This is a genomic window from Candidatus Neomarinimicrobiota bacterium (genome assembly GCA_021734025.1).
Lineage (GTDB): Bacteria > Fidelibacterota > JAANXI01 > JAANXI01 > JAANXI01 > JAANXI01.
In genome coordinates this window covers 39528-62215 of sequence record JAIPJS010000001.1, presented here as the reverse complement: position 1 = coordinate 62215, position 22688 = coordinate 39528, and the positions used below count along the sequence as shown (strand labels likewise).

At 48.1% G+C, this 22688-nt stretch carries 23 protein-coding genes; all 23 read right to left on the bottom strand.

All coding sequences use genetic code 11. The annotated features are described in order from the left end of the window. Nucleotides 1-8: 8 nt before the first annotated feature. A complete protein-coding gene (locus K9N57_00250; GenBank protein ID MCF7802599.1) occupies nucleotides 9-644 on the bottom strand; it encodes a response regulator transcription factor in 636 nt (211 codons plus the stop codon). A 71-nt stretch (nucleotides 645-715) separates the two neighbouring features. After that, nucleotides 716-1363, bottom strand: a complete 648-nt coding sequence (locus K9N57_00245) for a response regulator transcription factor (protein ID MCF7802598.1) — start codon at nucleotides 1361-1363, stop codon at nucleotides 716-718. Nucleotides 1364-1726: 363 nt separating this feature from the next. Further along, complete coding sequence (locus K9N57_00240) at nucleotides 1727-2398, bottom strand: response regulator transcription factor (protein ID MCF7802597.1); 672 nt, start codon at nucleotides 2396-2398, stop codon at nucleotides 1727-1729. Beyond that, on the bottom strand, nucleotides 2379-4973 hold the full coding sequence (locus K9N57_00235) for a PAS domain-containing protein (protein MCF7802596.1): 2595 nt from the start codon (nucleotides 4971-4973) through the stop codon (nucleotides 2379-2381). Before K9N57_00235 ends, K9N57_00240 begins: the two co-directional genes overlap by 20 nt. Then, entirely contained in the window at nucleotides 4970-5593 is a 624-nt protein-coding gene (locus K9N57_00230) for a SpoIIE family protein phosphatase (GenBank protein ID MCF7802595.1), read from the bottom strand. Before K9N57_00230 ends, K9N57_00235 begins: the two co-directional genes overlap by 4 nt. Next, nucleotides 5593-6003 carry an anti-sigma regulatory factor gene (locus K9N57_00225; GenBank protein ID MCF7802594.1) on the bottom strand — a complete coding sequence of 137 codons (411 nt, stop codon included), beginning with the start codon at nucleotides 6001-6003 and terminating at the stop codon, nucleotides 5593-5595. The genes K9N57_00230 and K9N57_00225 overlap by 1 nt, the downstream gene beginning before the upstream one ends. A 208-nt stretch (nucleotides 6004-6211) precedes the next feature. Then, nucleotides 6212-6586, bottom strand: coding sequence for an STAS domain-containing protein (locus K9N57_00220; protein ID MCF7802593.1), 375 nt, complete (start codon nucleotides 6584-6586; stop codon nucleotides 6212-6214). A gap of 14 nt (nucleotides 6587-6600) precedes the next feature. Continuing rightward, nucleotides 6601-7482 (bottom strand): STAS domain-containing protein, encoded by an 882-nt coding sequence (locus K9N57_00215; protein ID MCF7802592.1) that lies wholly within the window; start codon nucleotides 7480-7482, stop codon nucleotides 6601-6603. A 263-nt stretch (nucleotides 7483-7745) separates the two neighbouring features. Continuing rightward, nucleotides 7746-7949 (bottom strand): hypothetical protein, encoded by a 204-nt coding sequence (locus K9N57_00210; protein MCF7802591.1) that lies wholly within the window; start codon nucleotides 7947-7949, stop codon nucleotides 7746-7748. A gap of 310 nt (nucleotides 7950-8259) precedes the next feature. Next, complete coding sequence (locus K9N57_00205) at nucleotides 8260-8715, bottom strand: hypothetical protein (GenBank protein ID MCF7802590.1); 456 nt, start codon at nucleotides 8713-8715, stop codon at nucleotides 8260-8262. A 232-nt stretch (nucleotides 8716-8947) separates the two neighbouring features. Further along, the gene (locus tag K9N57_00200; GenBank protein MCF7802589.1) at nucleotides 8948-9337 is read right to left on the bottom strand and encodes a PAS domain-containing protein; all 390 of its coding nucleotides are present in this window, start codon (nucleotides 9335-9337) and stop codon (nucleotides 8948-8950) included. 221 nt (nucleotides 9338-9558) lie between these two features. Continuing rightward, on the bottom strand, nucleotides 9559-10512 hold the full coding sequence (locus tag K9N57_00195; GenBank protein MCF7802588.1) for a sulfotransferase: 954 nt from the start codon (nucleotides 10510-10512) through the stop codon (nucleotides 9559-9561). 81 nt (nucleotides 10513-10593) lie between these two features. Next, a complete protein-coding gene (locus K9N57_00190) occupies nucleotides 10594-11790 on the bottom strand; it encodes a glycosyltransferase family 2 protein (GenBank protein MCF7802587.1) in 1197 nt (398 codons plus the stop codon). Between the two features lie 107 nt (nucleotides 11791-11897). After that, nucleotides 11898-12890, bottom strand: coding sequence for an acyltransferase (locus K9N57_00185; GenBank protein ID MCF7802586.1), 993 nt, complete (start codon nucleotides 12888-12890; stop codon nucleotides 11898-11900). 72 nt (nucleotides 12891-12962) lie between these two features. Beyond that, on the bottom strand, nucleotides 12963-14306 hold the full coding sequence (locus K9N57_00180; GenBank protein MCF7802585.1) for a GNAT family N-acetyltransferase: 1344 nt from the start codon (nucleotides 14304-14306) through the stop codon (nucleotides 12963-12965). After that, on the bottom strand, nucleotides 14299-15498 hold the full coding sequence (locus K9N57_00175) for a DegT/DnrJ/EryC1/StrS family aminotransferase (GenBank protein MCF7802584.1): 1200 nt from the start codon (nucleotides 15496-15498) through the stop codon (nucleotides 14299-14301). The genes K9N57_00180 and K9N57_00175 overlap by 8 nt, the downstream gene beginning before the upstream one ends. After that, nucleotides 15495-16433, bottom strand: coding sequence for a polysaccharide deacetylase family protein (locus K9N57_00170; GenBank protein ID MCF7802583.1), 939 nt, complete (start codon nucleotides 16431-16433; stop codon nucleotides 15495-15497). The genes K9N57_00175 and K9N57_00170 overlap by 4 nt, the downstream gene beginning before the upstream one ends. A 221-nt stretch (nucleotides 16434-16654) precedes the next feature. Continuing rightward, nucleotides 16655-17887, bottom strand: a complete 1233-nt coding sequence (locus tag K9N57_00165) for a glycosyltransferase family 4 protein (protein MCF7802582.1) — start codon at nucleotides 17885-17887, stop codon at nucleotides 16655-16657. After that, nucleotides 17884-19380, bottom strand: a complete 1497-nt coding sequence (locus tag K9N57_00160; protein MCF7802581.1) for a flippase — start codon at nucleotides 19378-19380, stop codon at nucleotides 17884-17886. Before K9N57_00160 ends, K9N57_00165 begins: the two co-directional genes overlap by 4 nt. Further along, nucleotides 19377-20234, bottom strand: a complete 858-nt coding sequence (locus K9N57_00155) for a WecB/TagA/CpsF family glycosyltransferase (protein MCF7802580.1) — start codon at nucleotides 20232-20234, stop codon at nucleotides 19377-19379. The genes K9N57_00160 and K9N57_00155 overlap by 4 nt, the downstream gene beginning before the upstream one ends. Further along, nucleotides 20221-21780, bottom strand: coding sequence for an O-antigen ligase family protein (locus K9N57_00150; protein MCF7802579.1), 1560 nt, complete (start codon nucleotides 21778-21780; stop codon nucleotides 20221-20223). Before K9N57_00150 ends, K9N57_00155 begins: the two co-directional genes overlap by 14 nt. Before the next feature lie 17 nt (nucleotides 21781-21797). After that, a complete protein-coding gene (locus K9N57_00145; GenBank protein ID MCF7802578.1) occupies nucleotides 21798-21965 on the bottom strand; it encodes a hypothetical protein in 168 nt (55 codons plus the stop codon). Nucleotides 21966-21986: 21 nt separating this feature from the next. Continuing rightward, entirely contained in the window at nucleotides 21987-22661 is a 675-nt protein-coding gene (locus K9N57_00140) for a hypothetical protein (GenBank protein MCF7802577.1), read from the bottom strand. Nucleotides 22662-22688: the final 27 nt, after the last annotated feature.

The following is a 22688-nucleotide window of genomic DNA, read 5'->3' as shown; positions in this document are numbered from 1 at the left end:
ACTCCGCCCTATTCGAGCGGGATTTCCTTTTCAACAGCATACCGGATGATATCAGCATTCTTCTCTAGCTGCATCTTATCCATTATCCGTGAACGGTAGGTGCTGATTGTCTTTACGCTCAGGTGAAGATTTTCCGCAATATCTTTGACTTTTCGGCCTGCCGCCAATGCCTTGAAGACTTGCAACTCCCGTTCGGACAGTTGATCGTGCAGATCTCCGGATTCACCGGTATTCACCCATTCGGCCAACACCTCCCTCAGTTCCGGCGGAAGATACGTCCTGCCAAAGGAGGCCTTTCGGATGGCCGTGAGTAGTTCATCTTTGGGAGAACCTTTGGTCAGATAACCCGACGCGTTTGCCTGCATCGCTTCCACGATATACTGCTTGTCCTCATGCATGCTCAATATTAATACCGGCAGATCCGGATACTGTTTTTTGATACTTTTTAAAATGTCGATGCCGTTATCATCCGGAAACGATATATCCAAAAGTACAACATCCACCTCCAGCTCACTGAGCAGCGCATCGGCATCATTCCGTGAAGGGGCTTCCCCGATAATGGTGAAATCGACTTCATTCTCGAGCATTTTACGGATGCCCTGCCGAACCAACTCATGATCGTCAATGATGAGCACTTTAATCATTGTCGGTTCTCCCCCCTGAACTTCGTCCACCTTTTTCCATTATTAGGGTAAAATACATTTTTCAGGGCTTCTCAGAGCACGAGCCCCTGTTCATAGGCATACCTAGTCAGAAGTGCCGTACTATCTAAATCTAACTTTTTTAGTATCCGGTGTCGGTAAGTATTAATTGTCTTTTCACTCAACATCAATTCTTCTCCGATTTCCGACACTGTTTTTCCCTTTGCCAAATGATGGAATACTTCGTATTCCCTGTCAGTGAGCTTATTATGTGCCTGGGTCTGATCCATCTTCCCATTGTCATTGTTCTGAAGATCACTTAACAGGAGTTCACTGACTTGCTCGGTGATGTATTTTCCGCCGGACGCAACTTTTCGAATCGCATTTATTAATTCCCCGGAAATTTGGTCTTTGGTCAGGTATCCGGAGGCACCAGCCCGGATCGATCGGACGGCATACTGTTTTTCACTATGAACGCTCAACACCAGAATGGGGAGGTCTGGTTTGTCCTTTTTCATCTCCTTCATGACCTCGATTCCGTGGCGTCCCGGAAGTGAAATATCCAAAATCACCACGTCGTAGGAATTATTCCATACGAATTGCAACGCCTCGCTTCCTGTCTTGGCTTCGTCAACGATCTGCAATTCTTCGTCTTCGCCACAGACTTTTTGCAATCCCTGCCGGATAACAGTATGGTCATCAGCGATCAGAATGCGTATCATTCCATTTCCCCTCCGTATAATTCATGGTGATATCCATTCTTTGATAACGTTTTCCGGTCACTTTAGAAATTCTTCGGCTCCAATTCTACTTTTCACTGACGAAAGAAATGTTCGTAATCACCGTCTGTCCCGGCAAGCTGTATCCGACTCAGGCATTCCTCAATCGATCTCTTGTATCACACTTGTGCCTCTGATTTGTATCATTATAGAAATTCAATTTCTATAAATCTATTATATATATCACATTATTAATACAAGACTTATAATTCTCGCCCGTCGTCAGAAACATCCCATCACTTATCCAACGCCTTCCAACGCCTTCCAACGCATATTATCATATAATACACACAAATTCGATGTAAATCAGTCAATCAAATTATGCTTCAGCGCGTAATGGGTGAGCTCCACGTTTGTACTGAGATCCATTTTTTTCATCACACGGGAGCGATACGTATGAATGGTATGATTACTTAATTCCAGCTCGGCAGCGATCTCTTTCACTTTTTTTCCTGATGCAATCAGACACAGCACCTGGTACTCCCGGTCGGAAAGCAGCTGATGCGGCTGCTTTTTTCCGTTGTCATCCAGGTGATCTGCCATTTCCTCCGCGACACTCGGACTGATAAATCGCTTTTTATCTATAACGATGTGCTTAATTGCAGTTACGAGTTTTGTGGACACACTTTCTTTATTGAGATATCCGGCGGCGCCTGCCCGCAGAGTCCGGAGGGCAAACCGGTCCTCGGGATGCATACTCAGCATCAGCACCGGTAAGTTGGCATATGTTTCTTTTATATCTTTGAGTGTATCCAGTCCGTTTTGTCCCGGCATGGTAATATCCAAAATAACCAGATCCGGTACCGTGGTTGCGAGGACTTCCATCAGTTCCCCGGCATCAGAGGCTTCCTGGACTACCGTTATATTTTCACCACTGCGTTCGAGGACTTTTTTCACGCCTTCTCGTACGAGTGGATGATCGTCTGCTATGACCAATTGTATTTGCTTCACGTCGTGATCAATCTCCGTTGTTATCATCTCGGGTCTCCTGTTTGGAATTCGTTTCCATGGGTACGGTCACTGTGACTTTCGTACCCTCCCCCGGGATTCCATCGATTGTTAAATTTCCAGTCACAGAATGAATACGTTCTTGCATGCTTAAAATTCCCAGCGATGCAGTTCGCTCAATATCTTCATCGGTAATACCTTTTCCGTCGTCCTGTATAGATAAAACAAGTTCCGAATCGTTCTGATAAAATTCCACAGTAACCGTTTCCGCCTCAGCATGCTTGGCCACATTTGTCAAGGCCTCCTGATACACCCGAAACACGGCAGTTGCTGTTTTATCATTTAACTCTTTACCATTGAGTTCTGTGGTGACATTGACATCAATACCCGTGCGTTTTTCAAACTTTTCCGCCTGCCAGTCCACGGCTTCGCCCAGCCCCAGGTTATCCAGTATTTCCGGACGGAGATCGGTAACAATCCTCTTTACCGAATCCAGGACAGTATCCACAGTTTTCTTTGCATCCACCAGTTCCACGGGTAGGTTACCTTCATCGCCTTTCTTGGCAAACTGGCTCTCCAGCATACCAAGGTCCATCTTCAGAACCGTGAGTGTCTGACCGAGTTCGTCATGGATTTCACGGGCCATACGAATGCGTTCTTCTTCCCGGGTCTGCTCAAGCCGGGCAGAGAGCTGTCGTAACCGTTTGCTGTAGTTCTTTAATTTTTTCTCATATTCCCGTTGTTTGGTGATATCCTGGCACGTCCCCACTATCCGGACGGGTTCGCCCTTGTCGTCCGTTACCACTTTCCCTCTGCCAAAGAGGATGTGGGTCTCCCCGTTCGGCCAGTTCACCCGGTGCTCGTATTCGTATGAACCCCGCTCTTCTATCGCCTTTTTAATTACCGACCGAACATAATCCCGGTCGTCCGGATGCTGCAGTTGAATGTAATTTTCATAATTTAGGTCGAGACCTCCGGGCTCGTATCCGTATAGCCTGAAGAGTTCATCGGACCAGTAGAGTTCCCGGTCCCCCTGCAGTTCCCACCGCCAGTTTCCGATATGGGCAATCCGCTGGGCCTCTTCCAGCTCATGCTGTTTCTGCCGCAGTTGCCGTTCATATTCCTTCTGATCGGTAATATCCCGGCAGATCCCCCTGAACCGGACGGGATCCCCTTCAGCATTCCTGGTAACTTCTCCTTTACAATACGCCCAGCGAACTTCGCCACCCGGTCGAACAAGCCGGTGCTCATAATCGAAGGAGTCGTTTTCCTGAAACGCCTTTTCCACCGTATTATTGACGTGTTCACGATCGTCCTCGTGAATCATTTGCAGGTATAGTTCATACCTCAGTTCAATCTCATCCGGCTCATATCCGAAGATGCGATACACCTCTTCGGACCAGATCAGGTCGTTTTCCTCAACTTCCCACCGCCAGTTGCCGATATGGGCGATCCGCTGGGCTTCTTCCAGTTCCTGCTGTTTCTCATCAGCCTCTTTCCTGTACCGGTGTTTTTCGGTAATATCCCGGGAGTTGGCAATGTATTTCGTCTTGCTATCCTGATCAATAAATGTACGTACCCGCGTTTCCAAAACATGCCAGGAGCCATCCTTGTGTCTGTATCGCAAGTCTTCCTGCTTGGATTCGCCTGGGTTCTCGCCAGCCTGCTCGAGCATCCGGTACATTTTTTCTTCATCGTCCGGATGGACCAGATCGGTGGCTTCAATGTTGTCCAATTCCTCGGCATCGTAACCCAGGATCTCCGCTACTGCGGGGCTTCGAAAAATGACCTCTTCATTTTCCAGGTCAAGAACCGAAATACCGTCCAGTGAATTATTCAGGATCGTTTCATAAAACTCCCGCATCTGGTGTTTTTCGGTTATATCGCGGGAATTGGTGATAAAGCGCACTTTTCCGGTATGATCCCGAAATGACCGCACACGGACGTCCAGAGTTCGCCATGTTCCGTTTTTATGTTGGGCACGAACAACTGATTCAAATGACCTGTTCAGGTTCTCCCCGGCTTTTTCAATCAAGTCATCCAGTATTTTCCGGTCTTCATCATGAATCAATTCCCCCATTTGATAGTCTTCGAGCTCGTTACCACTGTATCCCAGGCTCTGGGTCAACGCCTCATTCCGGTATAGGATACGTTCTTCATCCAAATCAATGACGGCAATACCGTCCTGGGAATTTTCCAATATCGCGTGGTAGAAGTCCCGCGCCCCTTCCAGATCCTCTTCCGCCTGTTTTCGCTTTTCAATTTCGTCCTGGAGCGTTTTATTTTTATCCTGTAGAGTTCGGGTAATTTCCCTGAAGCCCCGTTGCTGCATTTCAAACGTCGCCAGCGCCTCACTCAGAAATTCGGCGCCCCGGGTTAAAATACTATCGACGGATTCCCCCTCGGGCATCTCCTGAATAAGATCCCTCAGGATAATGTGATACCGCTCCACCATATCCAGAGCACTCTCACCTGCCTGCAGTGCTAACCGTCCGCACTGATAGGCTTCCTGGAGCTCCCCTTCACGGTTTGAATAAACGTATTCCGTGAGACACTGCTCAAATTGTTCCCGAATCTCTGCCGATTCCGCTGACATCATTTTCATCCTAAATACCTGGCTGCGAGTATTAATGCGTCATCAGTCTCCTTAAAAAAATTTTTATTCCCATATTCCACAATTTTTTGCGGAGGCGTATGCACATCAATTGTTGGAAAAAGATCATGTCGTACTCCATCGGTGGCAAATAGTAGCAAATCGCCGGGTTCAACCATGAACATGGATGCCTGCAGTGCCGGCAACCGATATCCGACCACTCCTCCCCGTAATACCAAACTCTCATGGGCCGGCGTTGCATCTTCGTTTGAACGGTATAAAATCCCGTCAACATTCCCGACGGAAGTCCAGGACATTGTATGATTTTCGCTGTCAAATAATGCCAGGCTCATGGTTACCCCCCGGGAGCCTAATAAAATTTCATGAGATTGGCGAATTAACCGCAGCAGCGTTTCATTGGAATAGTTACGCAGTTCATTAATGGCGCGCTGACTCGATTCCGCCGCTTTCTCGCCGTGTCCCAGTCCATCGGTTACCGCCACCAGCACCCTGTGTTCGCTGAAGGTCACCAGGTAATTGTCCCCACACACGCTTTCTCCCGACATTGGTTTTCTGGATATTGCCCATTCCAGTGCATTGGTGATCCCGGCCTGTGACTCGATGTTATCCACTAGTCTCTCCATTTGGCCATTTTAACCGTTGTCCCTTCACCCATCCCGGAGATCAGTTCGAACTGATCCATAATCCGTTTCACCCCGGGTAACCCTAATCCCATTCCTTTGCCGGTAGTGTACCCATCCTCCATCGCCCGGGAAATGTCCATAATTCCCGGACCGTTATCCGTTGCAGTAATTTCAATCCCTATACCATTTTTACTCCGTAATACCCGGAAGGTAACACTGCCGGTTCCAGCGTACTCAATAATATTCCGGCAGACTTCGGAGATCGCGGTAGCGATTAACGTCTGTTCGTTCACCGAGAATCCATGCTCCTTTGCCAGTGCCCGTCCTTCATCCCGAATCCGTACCACATCGGTGTTCGATGTGACCTCGAACGAGTCTTCGTGGTTCTCCGGGTTCATCTTCGTCGCGTCCATTCTGTCTTTCGGCTTTACTCCGATTTTAGTAGTAAAATGCCTTTATGACTATTTTCCAGGGCCTCTATCCTATCTATTCGAAATGAGTACCTCGTATTGTTCCATCATACCGGCAGGATATAGGTGCAAATCTAATGGTCATCCCGGATAATCGAGTAGCTTACTCTTAAGGGATACCATAGGGAAGACTCCTTTACCTGGATTCCTTTCCCTCTTCGCTATTATAATGGTCCAGCAGTGCTAATCCTTCTTCCAGATCCAGCGCCGTCATGACGTCACCGAGTTTCAAGCCCAACTGGACCATAGTGAAAGCCACGTTTGGCTGAATCCCGACGACAACGGTCGGGGCGCCACGCAACTTGACCATATGGGCGATATCCCGTACAGTTCTGGTGGCAAAGGAATCCATGACATCGAGTGCGGTGACATCAACAACCACTCCCTTGGCCCGGGTATTCGAGACCTGAACCACGAGATCCTCGGAGAGTTGTTGAAGTTCCTCATCCGTCAATGCGGACTGGATAGACGCGATCAGATAACTTCCCTGCTGTAATATCGGAACTCTCATTTATGCGGTCGCTTTCATGGTGTCTGCTGTGCTGGCTCTCCACGTTTTACATGGTATCCTAAGCGTCTCTCGGCTTCCTCGATACCGCCCTGCAAGTCACCGACTGTAATAATCTTGGTCAGATCAACGCCAAGAGTAACCAGCGTTTGGGCAATCTCTGAGGACAGTCCCGTAACGATAACGCTGGCCCCGAGTAACCTGGCCGCATCGACCGTCTGGAGCAAGTGATTTGCCACGGTAGAGTCCATGGAAGCCACACCGGTAATATCGATAACCACAACCTTGGCGCGGTTTTTCCGGATAGCCTGCAGCAGCTGCTCTGTCAGCTGGCGCGCCCGCTGCGGATCGATAATTCCGATCATAGGCAGAATCAGCAGCCGCTCACGGACCTGCAACACCGGAGTCGACAATTCGCGAATTGCCTCCTGCTGCTCGCGGATCACACGTTCCCGCTCCTGCACAAATCCCACAGCCACCGTGTTCGCAATCCGGTTGGCTGCCGGTTCGTACGCATCCAGGATATTGTTCAACTTGCTGAAGTCATCCCGGTACTTTGCAAACAGCGAACGAGCCAGCACATCACGAAGCAGGAGAACGATTCCGATAACTTCATGGGTTTCAACTCCCCGGGGAATAATCCGCTCGGAAAGATCCCGGGCGTACGCCTGAAGTGCCTCATACGTTCCTGTCTCTAACGCCTCAACATAATTATCGTAGACTGCCGTCGCCTCGGCAAGAATTTCGTCCTTGTTCATTGCATTTAGCAGCTCGGCTTCCATAATTCGGCGAACCCACTCCTCGCGGAGTTCGCTTCGTTTCTGCCGCAGGTGTGCTACCAGCTCCCGCAGTAGCGTGACGGTTGAATCATCCGGCGGTTGACCGGGAATATGCGGCATTTCCCGTTCCTTGTTTTTTGATTTGCCTTTGCCTGAATCATCAGATTTGGACATATCGTTCTCCCTCGCTCCACATGTTTGCTATTATTATTGTGTTGATTTCTAAAATAGGTATAGAGTATAAGTCCACTTCGACTCTCTGGAAATAGGACATACACCTAAACATCTGTAGTAAATTTTACCACAACACCTATTGTCTTTAGTTACTACATACCCACTGTGGTTTTTAATACTTTTTATCTATTTTTTCTACACAGGAGCAACTAAAGTACTTCCCGTGAATGAACCAAATCAGTTATATCCGGATCCTGGAATCGGGTGAGTTCCCGTTTGTACTGCTTCACCATCTGGTGCAGTCGGTGTTTCTCCCATTCCAAATCGGATACCTTCGAAACCGCCAGCATCGAGATCAGTATCACTCCGGATAAAAATCCACCAAAAAAAATCAGAACATATATTCCCCACATTGTGTTCTCCTCCGGGCTTTTGTTCAGGTCCACCTTTTGATTCCATTACTTATGTTAATCCCAATTTCCGCCGGGTGCGGAAATTGTCAGCCAGAATGTGCCGTGTGTCCACCGACAGCTCCTCGTCAGACATCAGGTTCTCAGTGAAATGAAAATGCTTCCCCGACATACGAGCCGAAGTTACTCTGATTTTATGTAAAAATTTGTTCTTACTCTATAGGAGAGACTTTGAAAGTGACGTCACAGTATTTACTACTTCCGTATTGCAATCCCCGGAGAACAGGGACAGCGGGGATACGGCGAAAATCGTTCAGGTTCGGTCGAAAAGTTGCTGGTTACTGGTATCTTCATTTGCCATACGTTGAGACTTTCCGTGTACAGGTCTCTCGAGATTGTGGGGCGCTACTTGTTGGAGAATTGAAAATTTTACCAGGACACTCGTCACGGTTCCGGCATGTTTAATCGCCTTCAAATATACTTGACCGGCGATTATGGTACGTTCGGAACAATTAAGACGTATTTTCCTGATCGTTCCGTAATCTTGCTCCTGACTCACGAGTTTAAGCAACATGTCCGCAAAAAATTCTCTGTCTTCCCAATGAATTACATCCAGCACGCTTATCCGGCTTTCGGCAGGTTGGCTGGGCGGCATAATTTTATCCAATTGGCCATCCGGAGTAATAATTTTCCCGTCCCTGTTCACCAAAATACTGAGATGAGAGTTGAGTAAACTCCCACTGTCTGCTGCTGAGTCAGAATGCCCCATTTTGTACCTTTCTTTTTCAATTTTAACTTTGCCTTTTTAGCATACTGATTATGTGAAACCACCCCAATAGGACAGAGGTGGATCATGAGGTGGTACTACTTTCCACAGGTGGTCAAAATATCGCGACACCAACCGTCCAAGACGAGTATACCGATGCCCCGGACAGTCCAATTTTGAGATTCATTGTCATGAAGAGCCCTAAGTACTTTTGCAAAATTTTGAATTCTGGCATTCAAACATATTCGCCCATAGACTGTATCATACAGGATAACAATACCACTTGCCTTTCATTCGACGGGACCAACCAGGCTCGGGCCTCTACCAGAAAGATCTTTCGTCTATTCTCCATTTTTTTTCCAACGATTTCAAAGGTCCGGGTTGCAACGCCATGTTCACGGAGTTCACTCAGCAATTCTCCCAGGGAAAAAGGTTGGTCAACGGCGAGCAGGGACTGGATTAAAGTCCCTTCCAATTCCTCAGAAGAAAATCCAAGCATACTAGTTGTAAAGCTGTTTACACTTGTTATCCGTCCGCTGATATCATGCAGAAAGAGCATCGGTTCCTCGGTCATAGACAGGTGCATAACATCGGTATTATTGTCGACCATTATACTCTCATTCATTATCATGTTACCTCTCAGGTTAGGTTACAATCTAATTTTAACTTCCCAATCAGTATACCATCAGTGGTAAAAACGGCCAATAGGACAAAAATGGATACCCTTGTCACATTTAATTTTGCCGCAATCTGGCAAGAAGTACTACAGGTCTGGAAATTGGCAAGGCGAGGACTTCAACCGTGGAACTGTTGAATTTTTGAAAACCTTCAGATTGAATTCTGTATTTATATATAACAGTACTCCTTCAATAATGGACCAATTTCAGCATGGAGGGTTTTCTTTTCTTTCTCATTCAACTCCTGCCATGTTCCGATTGAACTCGTAAATGCCTTGCACGCAACGCTCCTGGCCTTTTCCAATGATTCCTTGTTACAATCGTTTAGAAACTTAAAGATCTTTTCAACCTCTCTGTATGGCTGTGTGACCAAGGACTCGTAAGCCAGGGAATGTACACGTTCTGCCGACATCGTTTGCATCAATTCCAACCCGGCTTCGGCATGGCGCCTCCAGATCCATGCACATCGTTGAATATCACTGCAAGTCCTATATTCTTCCCGCCGGTCTTTCTCGATGTAAAAATGCGGGTTTGGCCCGAAGGCATATCCTCCGGGTTCTACTGATTCAATAGTCTTCCCTTTATGCGTGTACCACGGCTTTTGTACCAGGGATTTTGTGGCGTCCCGGCCATCGCGATAGATATAAAGAAATTGAGCATTCGGGAAGGCTTCTGCCAACGTGTGGACTACAAAGATATTCCGGGGCGTTTTTTCTGTAAACCGCTGCCCCGGCTGCGGCGCGGATTTTTCCAAAGAGAAGACAAAGGTCCGGTAACACCTGTGGGCAACTGGTTCACTGATGGACTTTTCGTACACCAACCTGGCCAGGTATTTCATCAATGGTGGTTCAAAGTAATATGCATATCCGGGGGCGGCATTCAGTATGGCACCGAGGAAGGTGGTGCCGGATCTGGGCGCTCCGACGATAAATACCGGTCGACGTTCCGTTGCGCCTTTCAGGTTTAACAGGTTGGATGCAGAGAGTACCGCTTCGGAATGCTCGTTTCTGGCGCGGGCCTGTCGAATGGAAACCAGCCAGTCTTTCACAAAGAACACGAACGGGTTTCCCATGGATGACATGTTTTCTGGTCGCGACGGATGAAATTGACTCAGAGACTTCATAGCTAACTTGTGGATAAAAAGTACTACGCCCCTGCTGCATGTTTCACTACTTAAAGCAAATTATTAATTCATCGTATTAATTCACTCTCTTGCTGTACGAACCCACTCAGGGCTCGCACCTTTTATCAGGACTTTTCCGTAGATTTTTAACTTCCACAAAAAATATTTTGGCACATAGAGCAGAGACTGATAAAGCGTGGGATCTGCGCCGGCAGCATAAAATCCAACCAGCGCGTGAAACAGGGCTATCCCGAGGATTCCTGTCCAGATCCAGCCAAAGGTGAAGGTTGAAAGAATCCCGACACTCCACAGTACAAAATTGAGCCCGATCATGATCCCGGTGACCCCGACCATATTCACCAGTGGTGGTGTTACCAGATGGATAAACGCGTCGAACAGCTTAAATGCCCGCCGGCTCCAGGCTTCCTGCAATAGTCGTTTTCCAAAACGCTTGACCGAAGGCATCCGGCCTATTTCCCATCGTTCACGCTGAGTTTCGGCATTCTCGGGATTCTCCGGAATCGTATTGTATCCGATAGCCTCCGGCGCGAAAACCACGTCGATATCGTTTAGTAACAACGAGAGCCCGTATTCCAGATCTTCCGTTTGTGAATACGCCGTCCACGGAACCCGTTGCAACACGTCTACAGAGAAACACATCCCGTTCCCGCGTAATCCCGTGGGCAGCCCTAACGCTCTCCGCCCAAGAGGCCGGACATAGTTATACAGTGTAAATCCGATGCGGATTATCTCGCTGGTCCAGCTTCCCGGTTTCACAGGTACCGTTAGGTATCCCTGTACCACTTTAGCCCCTTTATCCATGTATTTATTCATCACCTTCAGCATATTGGGCGAAACTGTGCTGTCCGCATCAACGACGACAATGGCATCATAATCTGCATCGCCTTCAAGTATGGTGTTAAATGCCCAGCGAAGCGCATATCCCTTTCCACGATGTTGCGCGTCATGGCGTTCATAAACCTTGGCGCCAATCTGCTTTGCAATCATAGCGGTATTGTCGGTGCAGTTATCCGCTATGGTAAGGACCTCGTATTTGTCATCATCGTAGTCCAGAGAATACAGACCCCGTAATGTTCCCGCGATCACCTGTTCTTCATTGTAAGCGGGTACTACAATGGCAAACTTCCGCTGCTTCGCGGATTCGGTACGCAGCGAATTGCGTTCACCTACCGCAAGTAAACTCAATATTGCCAAGTAACTCAGGAACCCACCAAGAATTACAATGCCAATTATTTGAAGGATTGTCAAAAGAATCACAACATTACCTCGCTGGTATAGTTAATTCACTTCAGTTCAAATTTTGGTCCAAAGATGGCTTTGCTGCCATTCAAAAGCCGTTTTGACATGGTCACCGGTTTTCATTTTCACTCCACATTGATTGAAGTAACCTGAGAATGGGGTACCTTTTCTTCTTTCCTGGTCGTCTGAACATCATACCCATGCTTCCTAATCCGGCGGCAGATGTTTTCCACGCTGTTCATCCTGGTCACATCTTTTTTGGAAAAGCTACATCGGAACTCAGTTTCCAGAGCTTTGACGAGTTCCATATGCGACCGGCCGTCCCATGCATCAATATCGTGCGGAGTCAGTTTTAAACTGAGCGGAGTCTCCGGATTCCATACTTGCCGCATCACCCGGAATACCCGTTCCTGGAGCGGTGCAGGAATTTCGGGCTGCCCGGTCAACTCGTCACCCCAGAACCGGCGAGCTTCCGGAGTATCCAGTTTTTTTATCACTTTCGCGGGCATACCGGCAGCCACGGTATGCGGTGGAATGATTCCTGAGACCACACTCCCGGCTGCAATGACCGTACCTTCACCTATCAGTGACCCTTTTAGTACGATCACCCGCGTCGCCAACCAGGCATCATCTTCAATCCTGACCTGCTGGCCTTCCGCATGGGTGAACCGTTCTCCCTGGATATGCATATCGGAGTCGAAAATCATGCTGTAATTCCCTATCCGAACCTGATTTCCGATATCAATACAATTCTGAGCAACTATCGAAACACCAAAATTAATGCTGGTCTCCCTTCCGATAGTAATTTTCCCATGCGGTCCGGTTACGAAATCAGTCTGAACATTCCGGGAATTGATATTGACACTGTCTCCGATCTCGATCTGACCGAGATTTTCTATGTGCGGTTTACACCGGGTTCGGACCAGCCGGCCGACCGAATCACACTTCCACAGATACAATCGCGCCATCATTAGTGATCGCAGAAAAATCCACCCCTTCCAGAGAATTCGATACAGCGGATACTCGCTGTCCCGTCTTAAGCTGCGACCGATTTTCTGCAACAGGGTAAACCGGCTCTGCTCACCTACCTTGGCAATCCAATTTCGGAATGTCGACATAATCATAACTGTAACACCTTCAATTTGCCCTTACCATGTAATGCATTCCGAACACGGGACAGCCCACGCGCTTTATGCCAGTGCACTCTTAATTCGCCCGGTAATAAAGTTCCAGTACCGTGGTATAAATTTGAGCCAGCCAAACTGGTTCACGTGAACTTTTACCAGAAGCTTTTCCCGATTAATCCGGTATTTAATACCCGAGGTAAACTCCTGGACAGCGTAGTATGCCCGACCGAAATTCACTTCCTCCCGCTTTGGTCGAATGGTTGCGTGCCAGTTCTGCTCCGTCCGGGCTGCCAGGCGCATCTTATACCGCTCATCACCGCGCAGCAGATCATACACCTCGCACTCCTCTTCAATCCCCTGTTCTATCAGGAAATATACCAGGGCTTTCCCCGGGCTGTATTTGGCCAGTGGCGATGTATCATCAAATGCTTTCAGGTAATCGTAGATTCTGTCGCTAAATGCAATACCGTACTCCACGGCGACACACTTGTCATCCGGCGATACCGCTGTGGACATTCTCAGCCAGCCTTCCTCCAAAAAAGTTCCGGTGACGTCTCTCAGGAAATCAGTATAACGGTTATCGGCAAACGCACCCGGCATCCCCTGTCGGTTCCATCGTGCCTGATGAAGTTCTACGAATCGATCGAAGGCGGTTTCCATTTCTTCTGGGGTACTAATTCGTTCGACCCGGAATTTATCTTTTTCTGTGACGGCCCGCTTTGAATACCGGAGTTCATACCGCGCCTTCCGGCTCAATCCCTGGAGATAATGTTTCATTTCTCCCGACAAAAATATCATCGGGCATTTTTCGGATGGCTCCTTCTGCATTTTCCATTCACCGTGCCGGGCAAGTTTCGGCAACACATATTGATATATCATCCCGTCTTCCCGCAGCTCCCTGAAACTTATCTCGTCGAACTGCTCTTCGCGGGACTCAAGAAACGTTAGGAACTCCTCCGCTACGACCTCCTTGCATTCGGGATAGGCGACAAAATCCAGGTAGTCACTGGGACTATAATCCGTAAACGTCCCCGAGACATCACCTGTTGTCACTGAAGAGCCAATCAATCGTAATCTTCGGTATACTTCATAATTACCAAAGGTGCTCTTTTCAACGAACATCGGAGCAATACCGACGATTCGATCAACATAATAGAAAGCCATGATGAACAGATCATTGTCCTCATGAAAATGTTTCCACCATGTCCGTTGCCACTGATAGGTTTGGAAAATATGCGCACCTGACTCCTCAACAATTCTGTTCCAAACCGGACGCAATTTGTCCCATTCTGCGGTCGATTCTACCAGTTCAACCTTCACCTCCTCTTTCGTGTCCCACTCCTGCCGGGACAACATCACATCCTGTTCCGTCTGATAGTCTGTCGTATCTGTCATTGTTTTATGCATGAGTTTGCACGACCCCCTTATTACCTAATCCGAGCAAGTTATCATTACCGTTAGTTCGGAGTGCGGGTACTTCCTGGTTCAAATATGATTCGAGAAATTGTTCCATTCCTGATACAATTCTGTCCAGCTGATGAAAATTCATACCCTGGTGTATCGGCAATTCAATGACTTTCCCCGCCAGGTATCTGGTGGACTGATATCCGTCCATCCCAAATGGCGCCTCAGGCCATCCGGCTCCACATCCTACACCATATTCGCAAAGAACCTCTCGCATCGGATCACGGATGTGTGCCGGAAGGAGCATCGGCATACTGTACGGAACCCATCCGTCCTTGAGCTCGGGCGCAACCGGTCTCAGTTCCGGAGTATGCGCTAAACCCAGGGCCGCACGAAATTTCTGTAGTCGTTTGCTTTCAGTTATTTGTGAAGCCAGATATGTATAATTTTCGCGACGCCGCCGTATTATATTGGCAAGGTCGACCTTCTCCAGATAATATCTGCCGAATCTTGACATCTCTTTGGTTCGGAAATGCTGCTCTTCACCGAATTTGATGTATCCGGTGCTGGGTATCCATGCCTGGTTGAGTGGATCGGCTCCTCGAGTCAGCTTGAAATAAAGGTATTTCATTCGGGTGGCGAACCACTTTCCACCGGAGTAAATACTGCGCACTTTGGTGCTATAAGAAGGGGCAAACCCATCTGGATTGGCGTTAATAGTTAAAAAACCGCCGCAGGGTAACTGCAGCATTTTCCTTGTACTGAATATTGCGGCATCTCCGAGGGTACCCAATGTGCCCTCGTCGGTTTCAGCGGCGAGCGTGTGAGCGCAATCCTCGATTAAAAATACGCCGCGAGTACTCAATTGCTTTTTTATCTCTATCAATGATGTCGGAATGCCAAAATAGTGAATAGCGAGTGCTGCCTGGGTGTTATTGTCTATTTTTTCGGTGATCTGCTCCGGCTCTAACTCACCAAGGTTCGTGACATCATAAAATCTCGGTTCATATCCTACTGCCAGCGCCAGCCGGTATAATTTCGCCGGGATATAAGCCGGAAGGATCACATTCGGATTGTCAATCGGATTCTCCCGCTGTAACCATAGCAGCAGATCATACATTCCGTGGTTCGCATTCCCGTAATAATACACCGGCTCCGGCAACAGTTTCCGGTATTCTGCAAAGTGGTAACTCATGTTCCGGTCCCTCCGTTTTGTACTCCGCCGCCATCGTGCTCCATTGCCGTCCCCGAAAATCTTTCCGAGTCGATTGTACTCATCATTTTCCACCAGGACCAGTACACCTGTTCCACCGGCAGTAGTAATCTTGTCATGAATCCAAAGAGGCTGATGTCATTGTGAATCTCGATCCGCCGAATTTCATGTGGTTCTTTACCGAATTCAGGCGGACCAGTATAGACACTGCATGCAAAGGAGTACCCGATGGTCCTGGCAAACGATCTGATTTTGTCATCAACGCTGCTATACGGATATGAAAAACTGTGGATCGGCTCTCCCAGTAACTCCGTCAGGTTCGATTTGGACTGGCCGATTTCCCGCCAGGCTTCCCATTCGGGAACCCGGGTTAAATCCGGATGACTCAGCGTATGCGATCCAATTTCGAATCCCTGCTGGTGCAGCTCGCGGATGAGATCATCGTCCATAAGTGGTGCTGGTTCAATAGATATATCCGCGTCCCATTCATTCCACTCCAGCGTTCTGTCTCCCAGCACAAAAAAGACGGCCGTCATGCCACGTTCGTGCAACGCCGGATAAGCCAGGTTGAAGGTATCCAGATAGCCATCATCAAACGTAATAATTATCGGTTTCCGCGGCAGGTGGACTTCGCCCTGAAGATACAACTGATAATCATGCAGGGTGATTGGTGTGTACCCAAACATTTCCAGGATCTCCAGGTGATACCTGAATTGATCCACGTGAGTACACAGATTTGCTGTATCGGTCTTTAACAATTTTTTATCCTCCACGATCCGATGATAAAGCAAGATCTTAATATTCCGTGAATCATCAACATTATCCCGGCCTGTATCCGTAAGGCCTAATGCCGTGTTAGCCATATCATCATGCCCGTTTCCATTCACGGGATCCAACTGTTCCTGTAAATGATCCATTTCTTGAGATCCGTTCTGTTTATCCTCTGAATTCATCATTTCGTTCCTGATTTATGTAATTACAATATACATGCCAGGAGTCGTATCCACTGTCTCACAGGAGTTTCAGCAGGCTCTTCGCTCAGCCGAGTCCCTGAATTTGTTAATTTTTTTACCAACCCCGTTGTCTGGCATGGTAAGTTCTTAACCGGACCGTGCTTTAGTTCAATTGTATCCACTTTCTATCTCACGGCTGAAACTGTCTTGGTCGACCTGGGTTGCCCGTTAAATTTTTGTTCGTACTGCCGATAAATTTCAAGCATCTTGTCGCCCACAGCCTCCCAGTCGTATTTTTTCTTGATCAGCCGGTACCCGTTCATGGCTAGTTCCTGCCGGCGTTTTTCATCTTTTAGCAGATTGATAACCGACTTTGCGAACGGTTTGGGCTCATCTCTGATCAATATGGATTTCCCGTCTTCCACATCTATCCCTTCGCATCCGATACTTGTTGAAACCACCGGCTTTTTAGTCGCCAACGCTTCCAGTACCTTCAACCTGGTGCCGCTTCCCATCCGCAACGGCACGATATACACCGAAGCATTCCTGATATAGGGACGCACATCTTCTACAAACCCGGTAACTTCCACCTGTTTGGACGCATATGACTGGAGTTTTTTCGTCGGTCGTTTCCCGACAATCGAGAGTTGCACATCGGGGACTTCCGCTCTGATGAGCGGAAAGATCTCTTTCATGAAATAGAGCATCCCGTCGTTGTTGGGCGTATAGGCCATCATACCGGTAAAAACCAGGGAATTAGGTTTTACCGGGGAGGACTCCGGTGTAAAAAAAATGGTATCCACACCGTTCGGGATAATGTGCTTCGGCACCTCCGGAATGTCCTGATCCATAATCTCCCCATCATTGCCGGAGGTGACGAAGATCGCATCCTGATTTCCCAGGATGTCAACCTCCTCCTGGTACACCTTTTTATATTCACGACCATAAAACCATTTCCTGATCGGAGAGGTGGACTTCTTCCACATTCGGCGGAAGTTGGCATACTCCACGTTGTGGGTATCGACAATCGTCGGAATATTGTCGGGAACGGCAATACTTCCCATGATGGAAAATTCGAAATGGACCATGTCAAAATTCTTCATGCGGAAGAGGTCGTCTACTTTGGACTGCATGGAGCTTCTGATATTATTGTGATAAAAGTAGCTATGTTGGCTAACAATTGTTCTCAGCTGGGCGATCCGCCGAAATTTCCGCTCCCACGGCTGCGGCACAGCGTGGATCGACTCCACCGCATCTCCAAACTCTTCCCCCAGATTTTGCCGATCTTCCTCAGTCCCATAGAACACGACGGTCACCTGATGCTCCCGTAGAAGGTTCTTCAGGATATAATACTCCCGCAAGGCACCTCCAAATGTGGGCGGAACAGGCGAATACGGCATGATATGTAAAATTCTCATATGGCGCTTCCTTTCTCTGATACCAGTGATTTTAAATGACCGATTGACAGGTACCGCGAGAGCAATTCCTTCTCACGGACACCCAAAATCCGAAAAGCGAATACCATTCCGGCATATACGATTCCACTAATAATTGCTCCGAAAATCCAGAAGACACCAATACTGTGCAACCACCAGACCACCGCTAGCATGACTGATCCGGCGCCAAGAACCCGAATAGTTTCTGGTAGCGGAAATACCTTCCCATAGGAACGCGGTAATACGAAGAAGGCTGCCACCATAACCAGTGCTTCTGTAATGAGGGTTGTTATTGCAGCTCCGACTCCGCCGTTTCCCATAGTATTCTGGAAATGCGGAATCAGGAATAAATTCAGGACGACGTTGAGGACAATAGCGATCCCACCAACGGCTGCCCACGGCACCTGTTTATCCGTGGCCAGGATTGTATTACCCAGGATGAAATCGATATAAACCAGGACAATGCCCGGCGCGAACACCTGCAGCACAATCACCGAGCTCCTGTACTCTTCTATGCCGTAAAACAGGTCGATAATCTGTTCGGCGTACCCGAAGAAGAGAATGCTGACCGGGATCCCGGCAAGAATGATATATTTTAGGCTGGGGCGGAGCGTTTCCAGCAATTTATCCTCTCCGTCAACCCAAAGTTTCGAAAGAATCGGAAACAGGACGGTGGTCAGTATCGTCGGGAGAAACATTACCACGTCAAAAAACTTGTACGAGGCGCCGTACCACCCGATGACCTGTTCAGGAGTCATCAGTGAAAGCATAACCGTATCCACACGATAATAAATTACCGACGAAACCGACCACAAAAAGTAGGGAAGACTCTGGCGCACCATATTCACTGAAGTGGCCACGTTAAACGCAGGTAAGTGATCGAGGATTTTCGGAGCAAATTTAACGCACACCAGGAAATTCACGATTGCCGCCGTCGTCATGACGATAACGATGGTAAGGGCATTCGCCCCTAATAATAGAGCCGCGACTGCCAAAGAAGTCAGAAACACCTTTTCCGCCACATTTCCGATAGAGGGATATTCCATCATCTCACAGCCCTGGAAACATCCACGCAGCGCCTTCTGCAGGCCTTGCCACAGGGTTGAGAAGGCCATGATCAGAATCAAAAGCCGGACGTATCCGGAATAGCCCGCGATCAAGGTAAACAGAGCTATTCCGCCAAGTACCGCAAGCCAAATCCCACTTCGGACTCCAATAAAACTCATTAAAACATCCGGCAATCGCTCCCGACTCTTGGCCACTTCTTTGGGAATCAGGTGATTCCCGCCAAAATCGATGATAATCCGCAGGATCATCGCAATAGAGAGCGCCAAATGGAGCCGCCCGTACTCCACACTGCCGAGATACCGGGGCAAAAACATCAGCAGCACAAAACTGCTCACCCAGGTGATCATCTGGGCGATCATCATCACCCCGGTATTTTTCGCAATCGATTTTTTGATATCGCCGTTCATGAAGTGACCGTCTCAACCATGGCATTGCTTTTCATTCGAAGCCAGTTAACGAATATGAATCCCAGAAAGAGTGGAATTTCAACAAAAACCCGGTTCCACTTTTTCTTTGGTTGATGTAAAAAGCGATACACCCATTCAATTCCCGCATTTCGCATCCAGCGGGGAGCTCTGGGAGCCTCGCCCCCGAGGAAATCGAATAAGCCTCCCACTCCAAAACAGATACGCGCTTCCAGGTCATCCAGGTGGTTCGTAATCCACTTCTCCTGTAACGGCGCCCCCATTCCAACCAATACGATGTCCGGTTGATACCGGAAAATTTCCCGCAGAATAATTTTTTCCTGTACCTCATCAAAGTACCCATGATGGTGCCCGGCGAGAATCAGATCCGGAAAACGTCGCCGGATATGTCGCACACAGTTATTCATGACATTCGGTTTTGCCCCAAGGAGATAAACCGACCATCCCTGTTCTTCAGCAATGCCTAGCACTTCAGGTGTCAGGTCGGTTCCATTCAAGTTTTCCCGTATGGGTTTCCGGAACAGCCGGCCGGCCAAATCCAGTCCGCTGCCATCCGGCAGCACCAGATCCGCCTGTTCAATAATCCGGTGGAATTCCGGATCTTTCCTTGCCAGATGAATCGTATGAACATTGGTAAAATACACCTGAGCAGGCCTGGAAATATTCTCCGGTCTTCTCTGCGATATCAGAGAATGAATGGCTTCCAGAGCTTCACTTTTCGTCAAACTATCCACCCGGGTTCCCCAGAAATGGTAAGTTTGCACCGTTGGAAACTTGTAATCTCCATGTAATGGTTTGGTACTTAACTCAGTATTTAACGCGTTATTGTTTTGCATTATTCTCTCCTTTTTCTGGTGCCAGATGTTCCAATGTTGGCAGAAGCCCCATGAGTGCTCCCAGGTAAATCATGTTTCGGTAATAGGTCAGCTGCAGGTCATAGAATGAAACCGTCATCTGGTTAATAATTGCAATGGCGATCATCACGGCTATGGCTTTTAAATACGGATCCTGAATTCGCATAGATAGCGATGCAGCCTTCGCTCCCACTGAGTTGAAAAACAGCCAGAACAGGAAGAAACCAATCCCCCCGGTTTTCACAATAACCCAAAAAATCTCATTGTGCGGTATGTAATCGCGGAGTGGAAAGTTGATATTAGCTAACCCGAGTGGCTGTTCGTATTTCCTCCCGAAACCGACTCCCATTACCGGATGTCGTCGAGTGGTATACGCAAGGTTGTAATTCTCATACTCCCGGTAGAGATTCGAGTAGTAATCCTGGTCCGAGACTACATCCCGGTCCAGCCCGTAGATACCGGATTTGATTTGCTGGACTGGTGAAGCAAGTGTACTGTTACTGTTCCAAAAGGCGGCGAAGTAAATCAGCGCCAGAATGACCACCGGTACGGCCGCCTTAATAAACTTCCACCGGGCAATCCTCGGTAATAAAAACACAAATGCTCCCATCGAAATAATAAACGAGGCGTACGCTGCGCGTCGCTGGCCCAGGAAAAACCCCATATATAACGGTAAGGCCAAAAGGAGTAAAATGAGCTTTTGCCGATGCTTCGAGTTAAAGAGGACCAAGCCGATGGCCAACACGAAAAGGGTGACTATAAACACCGGGTCTTCGTGATTCGTGAGTGTGGGACGTCCGCCAAAACTGAACCCGAGCGCTATGAACCGGGCAATGGCTTGCAGGGCCTTCACCGTGATAGCGCCAATGGTCACCCACATAAAAATCTCAACCTGGCGCCGGGTCTGTATAATCTGCGGAACAACAATGTACACCACGCCGAGATAAAACAGCGCCCTCACTTCCCAGAGGGCGGTGAGGAAATCTCCGCCCTGCTGGATTCCCATTGCGTATGCGAGTAAAAGCCACCCAAAGAATAATATTGCTGGTCCCCACGCCGGAACCGATCGGAGTGCAAACCGCTTCTTAATAGCTACCACCAGGAACCAAACAAACAAGATCAATACCAGATGAATCTCAATGGGATTCATTACTCCGGCACTAATCGTCGGTAGGAAAGATATCTCCTTCAGGTTTCGGAAAAAATCCAGTGTGTAGGTGATGGGATAAAATCCAGGAATATGGAACTGATCGAACACTAATACCATACCGTAGAGCACATATAAGCTCAGATCAACCCGATACCAGGTGATCAGGAGTAATCCCATCACGGCTAAGACAGCGGCACCTGCAAAAATGTTACCATGGGAAAAGTACAGTGCCCCACCGATGAGGACTGTACCCGCCAGGATAATCAGAATGCTGGGTGCTGTTTCAGCATCAAGCCCCAGGACTGGCCAGAGATTACTATCAGCTCTCCGATTGGTCCCAACGATGGTGCCTCCGTTCGTTCGGTTCGAACCGTACATATCGATTTCGACCCCGCCTATGGAGTCGGAACTTCCAGCGTAAACATATAGAACAGAACAATCCCAACCTGGAGCAGCGCTCCAAATAACAGTACGAGGCCATAGAATAATTTAGACTTGTTAATGTATCGTGTCAGAAAAATGACCAAAAAATAACACACGACCAGTCCGAGTAATGCTTTCATAGTTTTATCCACCTCATTGAATTAATCTTCTTGCACCCGGTTATAGATAAATCCGTATATCTTGTTGTTATTCACATGCCGAAATACCTTTTGGATGTCCCCATACTTTGTTTTTGTCGTATCCACCACGACTAACAGACTATCCAGTTCGTTCACCAGCATCAGCGGGAAATTTCCAACCGGGAGCGTTGGCCCCATATCCATAATAACAAACTCAAATTCCTGCCGGAGGCTGTAGATGACGTCCCGGAGGGCTATCACGTCATCAATATCTAATCCGATGCTCGGCCTGCCGGCAGGAAGTAAGTAAAGTTGTTCAAATTTCGTCCTTGAAATATGGATGCTTCCGTTTTGCATTGATTCCGTCAATCCGGGCGATTTCTCCGTTTCGAATACGTCATGCAACCGGGGCTCCTCAATATTCAGGTCTACGAGTATTGTTTTCCGTTTATGTCCTATCGCAAATGAGGAAGCCAGATTGCATGCTGCAACGGTTTTACCCTCTTTGGGGTTCGGACTGGTTATGCCGATGGTGTGTTTAAAATCTCCGGGAGGCAGGCTATACTGAAAGGCGTTATAAAAATTTTTCTTCACCACCTCACGGTCTACGGCCTTTCCCTGGACGGAGTTCACCACTATCGGGCTGGCAGATTTCACGACTTCATTCACATTATTGCTGCTGTCATCCATAAACATAGTTTTATTCCGACTTCAAATTGGAAG

Bases quoted from the DNA above. Each gene is read 5' to 3' on its own strand.
- K9N57_00250 (MCF7802599.1), bottom strand. From the start codon at position 644: ATGATTAAAGTGCTCATCATTGACGATCATGAGTTGGTTCGGCAGGGC.
- K9N57_00245 (MCF7802598.1), bottom strand. From the start codon at position 1,363: ATGATACGCATTCTGATCGCTGATGACCATACTGTTATCCGGCAGGGA.
- K9N57_00240 (MCF7802597.1), bottom strand. From the start codon at position 2,398: ATGATAACAACGGAGATTGATCACGACGTGAAGCAAATACAATTGGTC.
- K9N57_00235 (MCF7802596.1), bottom strand. From the start codon at position 4,973: ATGAAAATGATGTCAGCGGAATCGGCAGAGATTCGGGAACAATTTGAG.
- K9N57_00225 (MCF7802594.1), bottom strand. From the start codon at position 6,003: ATGAACCCGGAGAACCACGAAGACTCGTTCGAGGTCACATCGAACACC.
- K9N57_00220 (MCF7802593.1), bottom strand. From the start codon at position 6,586: ATGAGAGTTCCGATATTACAGCAGGGAAGTTATCTGATCGCGTCTATC.
- K9N57_00215 (MCF7802592.1), bottom strand. From the start codon at position 7,482: ATGCCGCATATTCCCGGTCAACCGCCGGATGATTCAACCGTCACGCTA.
- K9N57_00210 (MCF7802591.1), bottom strand. From the start codon at position 7,949: ATGTGGGGAATATATGTTCTGATTTTTTTTGGTGGATTTTTATCCGGA.
- K9N57_00205 (MCF7802590.1), bottom strand. From the start codon at position 8,715: ATGGGGCATTCTGACTCAGCAGCAGACAGTGGGAGTTTACTCAACTCT.
- K9N57_00200 (MCF7802589.1), bottom strand. From the start codon at position 9,337: ATGAATGAGAGTATAATGGTCGACAATAATACCGATGTTATGCACCTG.
- K9N57_00195 (MCF7802588.1), bottom strand. From the start codon at position 10,512: ATGAAGTCTCTGAGTCAATTTCATCCGTCGCGACCAGAAAACATGTCA.
- K9N57_00185 (MCF7802586.1), bottom strand. From the start codon at position 12,890: ATGTCGACATTCCGAAATTGGATTGCCAAGGTAGGTGAGCAGAGCCGG.
- K9N57_00180 (MCF7802585.1), bottom strand. From the start codon at position 14,306: ATGCATAAAACAATGACAGATACGACAGACTATCAGACGGAACAGGAT.
- K9N57_00175 (MCF7802584.1), bottom strand. From the start codon at position 15,498: ATGAGTTACCACTTTGCAGAATACCGGAAACTGTTGCCGGAGCCGGTG.
- K9N57_00170 (MCF7802583.1), bottom strand. From the start codon at position 16,433: ATGGATCATTTACAGGAACAGTTGGATCCCGTGAATGGAAACGGGCAT.
- K9N57_00165 (MCF7802582.1), bottom strand. From the start codon at position 17,887: ATGAGAATTTTACATATCATGCCGTATTCGCCTGTTCCGCCCACATTT.
- K9N57_00160 (MCF7802581.1), bottom strand. From the start codon at position 19,380: ATGAACGGCGATATCAAAAAATCGATTGCGAAAAATACCGGGGTGATG.
- K9N57_00155 (MCF7802580.1), bottom strand. From the start codon at position 20,234: ATGCAAAACAATAACGCGTTAAATACTGAGTTAAGTACCAAACCATTA.
- K9N57_00150 (MCF7802579.1), bottom strand. From the start codon at position 21,780: ATGTACGGTTCGAACCGAACGAACGGAGGCACCATCGTTGGGACCAAT.
- K9N57_00145 (MCF7802578.1), bottom strand. From the start codon at position 21,965: ATGAAAGCATTACTCGGACTGGTCGTGTGTTATTTTTTGGTCATTTTT.
- K9N57_00140 (MCF7802577.1), bottom strand. From the start codon at position 22,661: ATGTTTATGGATGACAGCAGCAATAATGTGAATGAAGTCGTGAAATCT.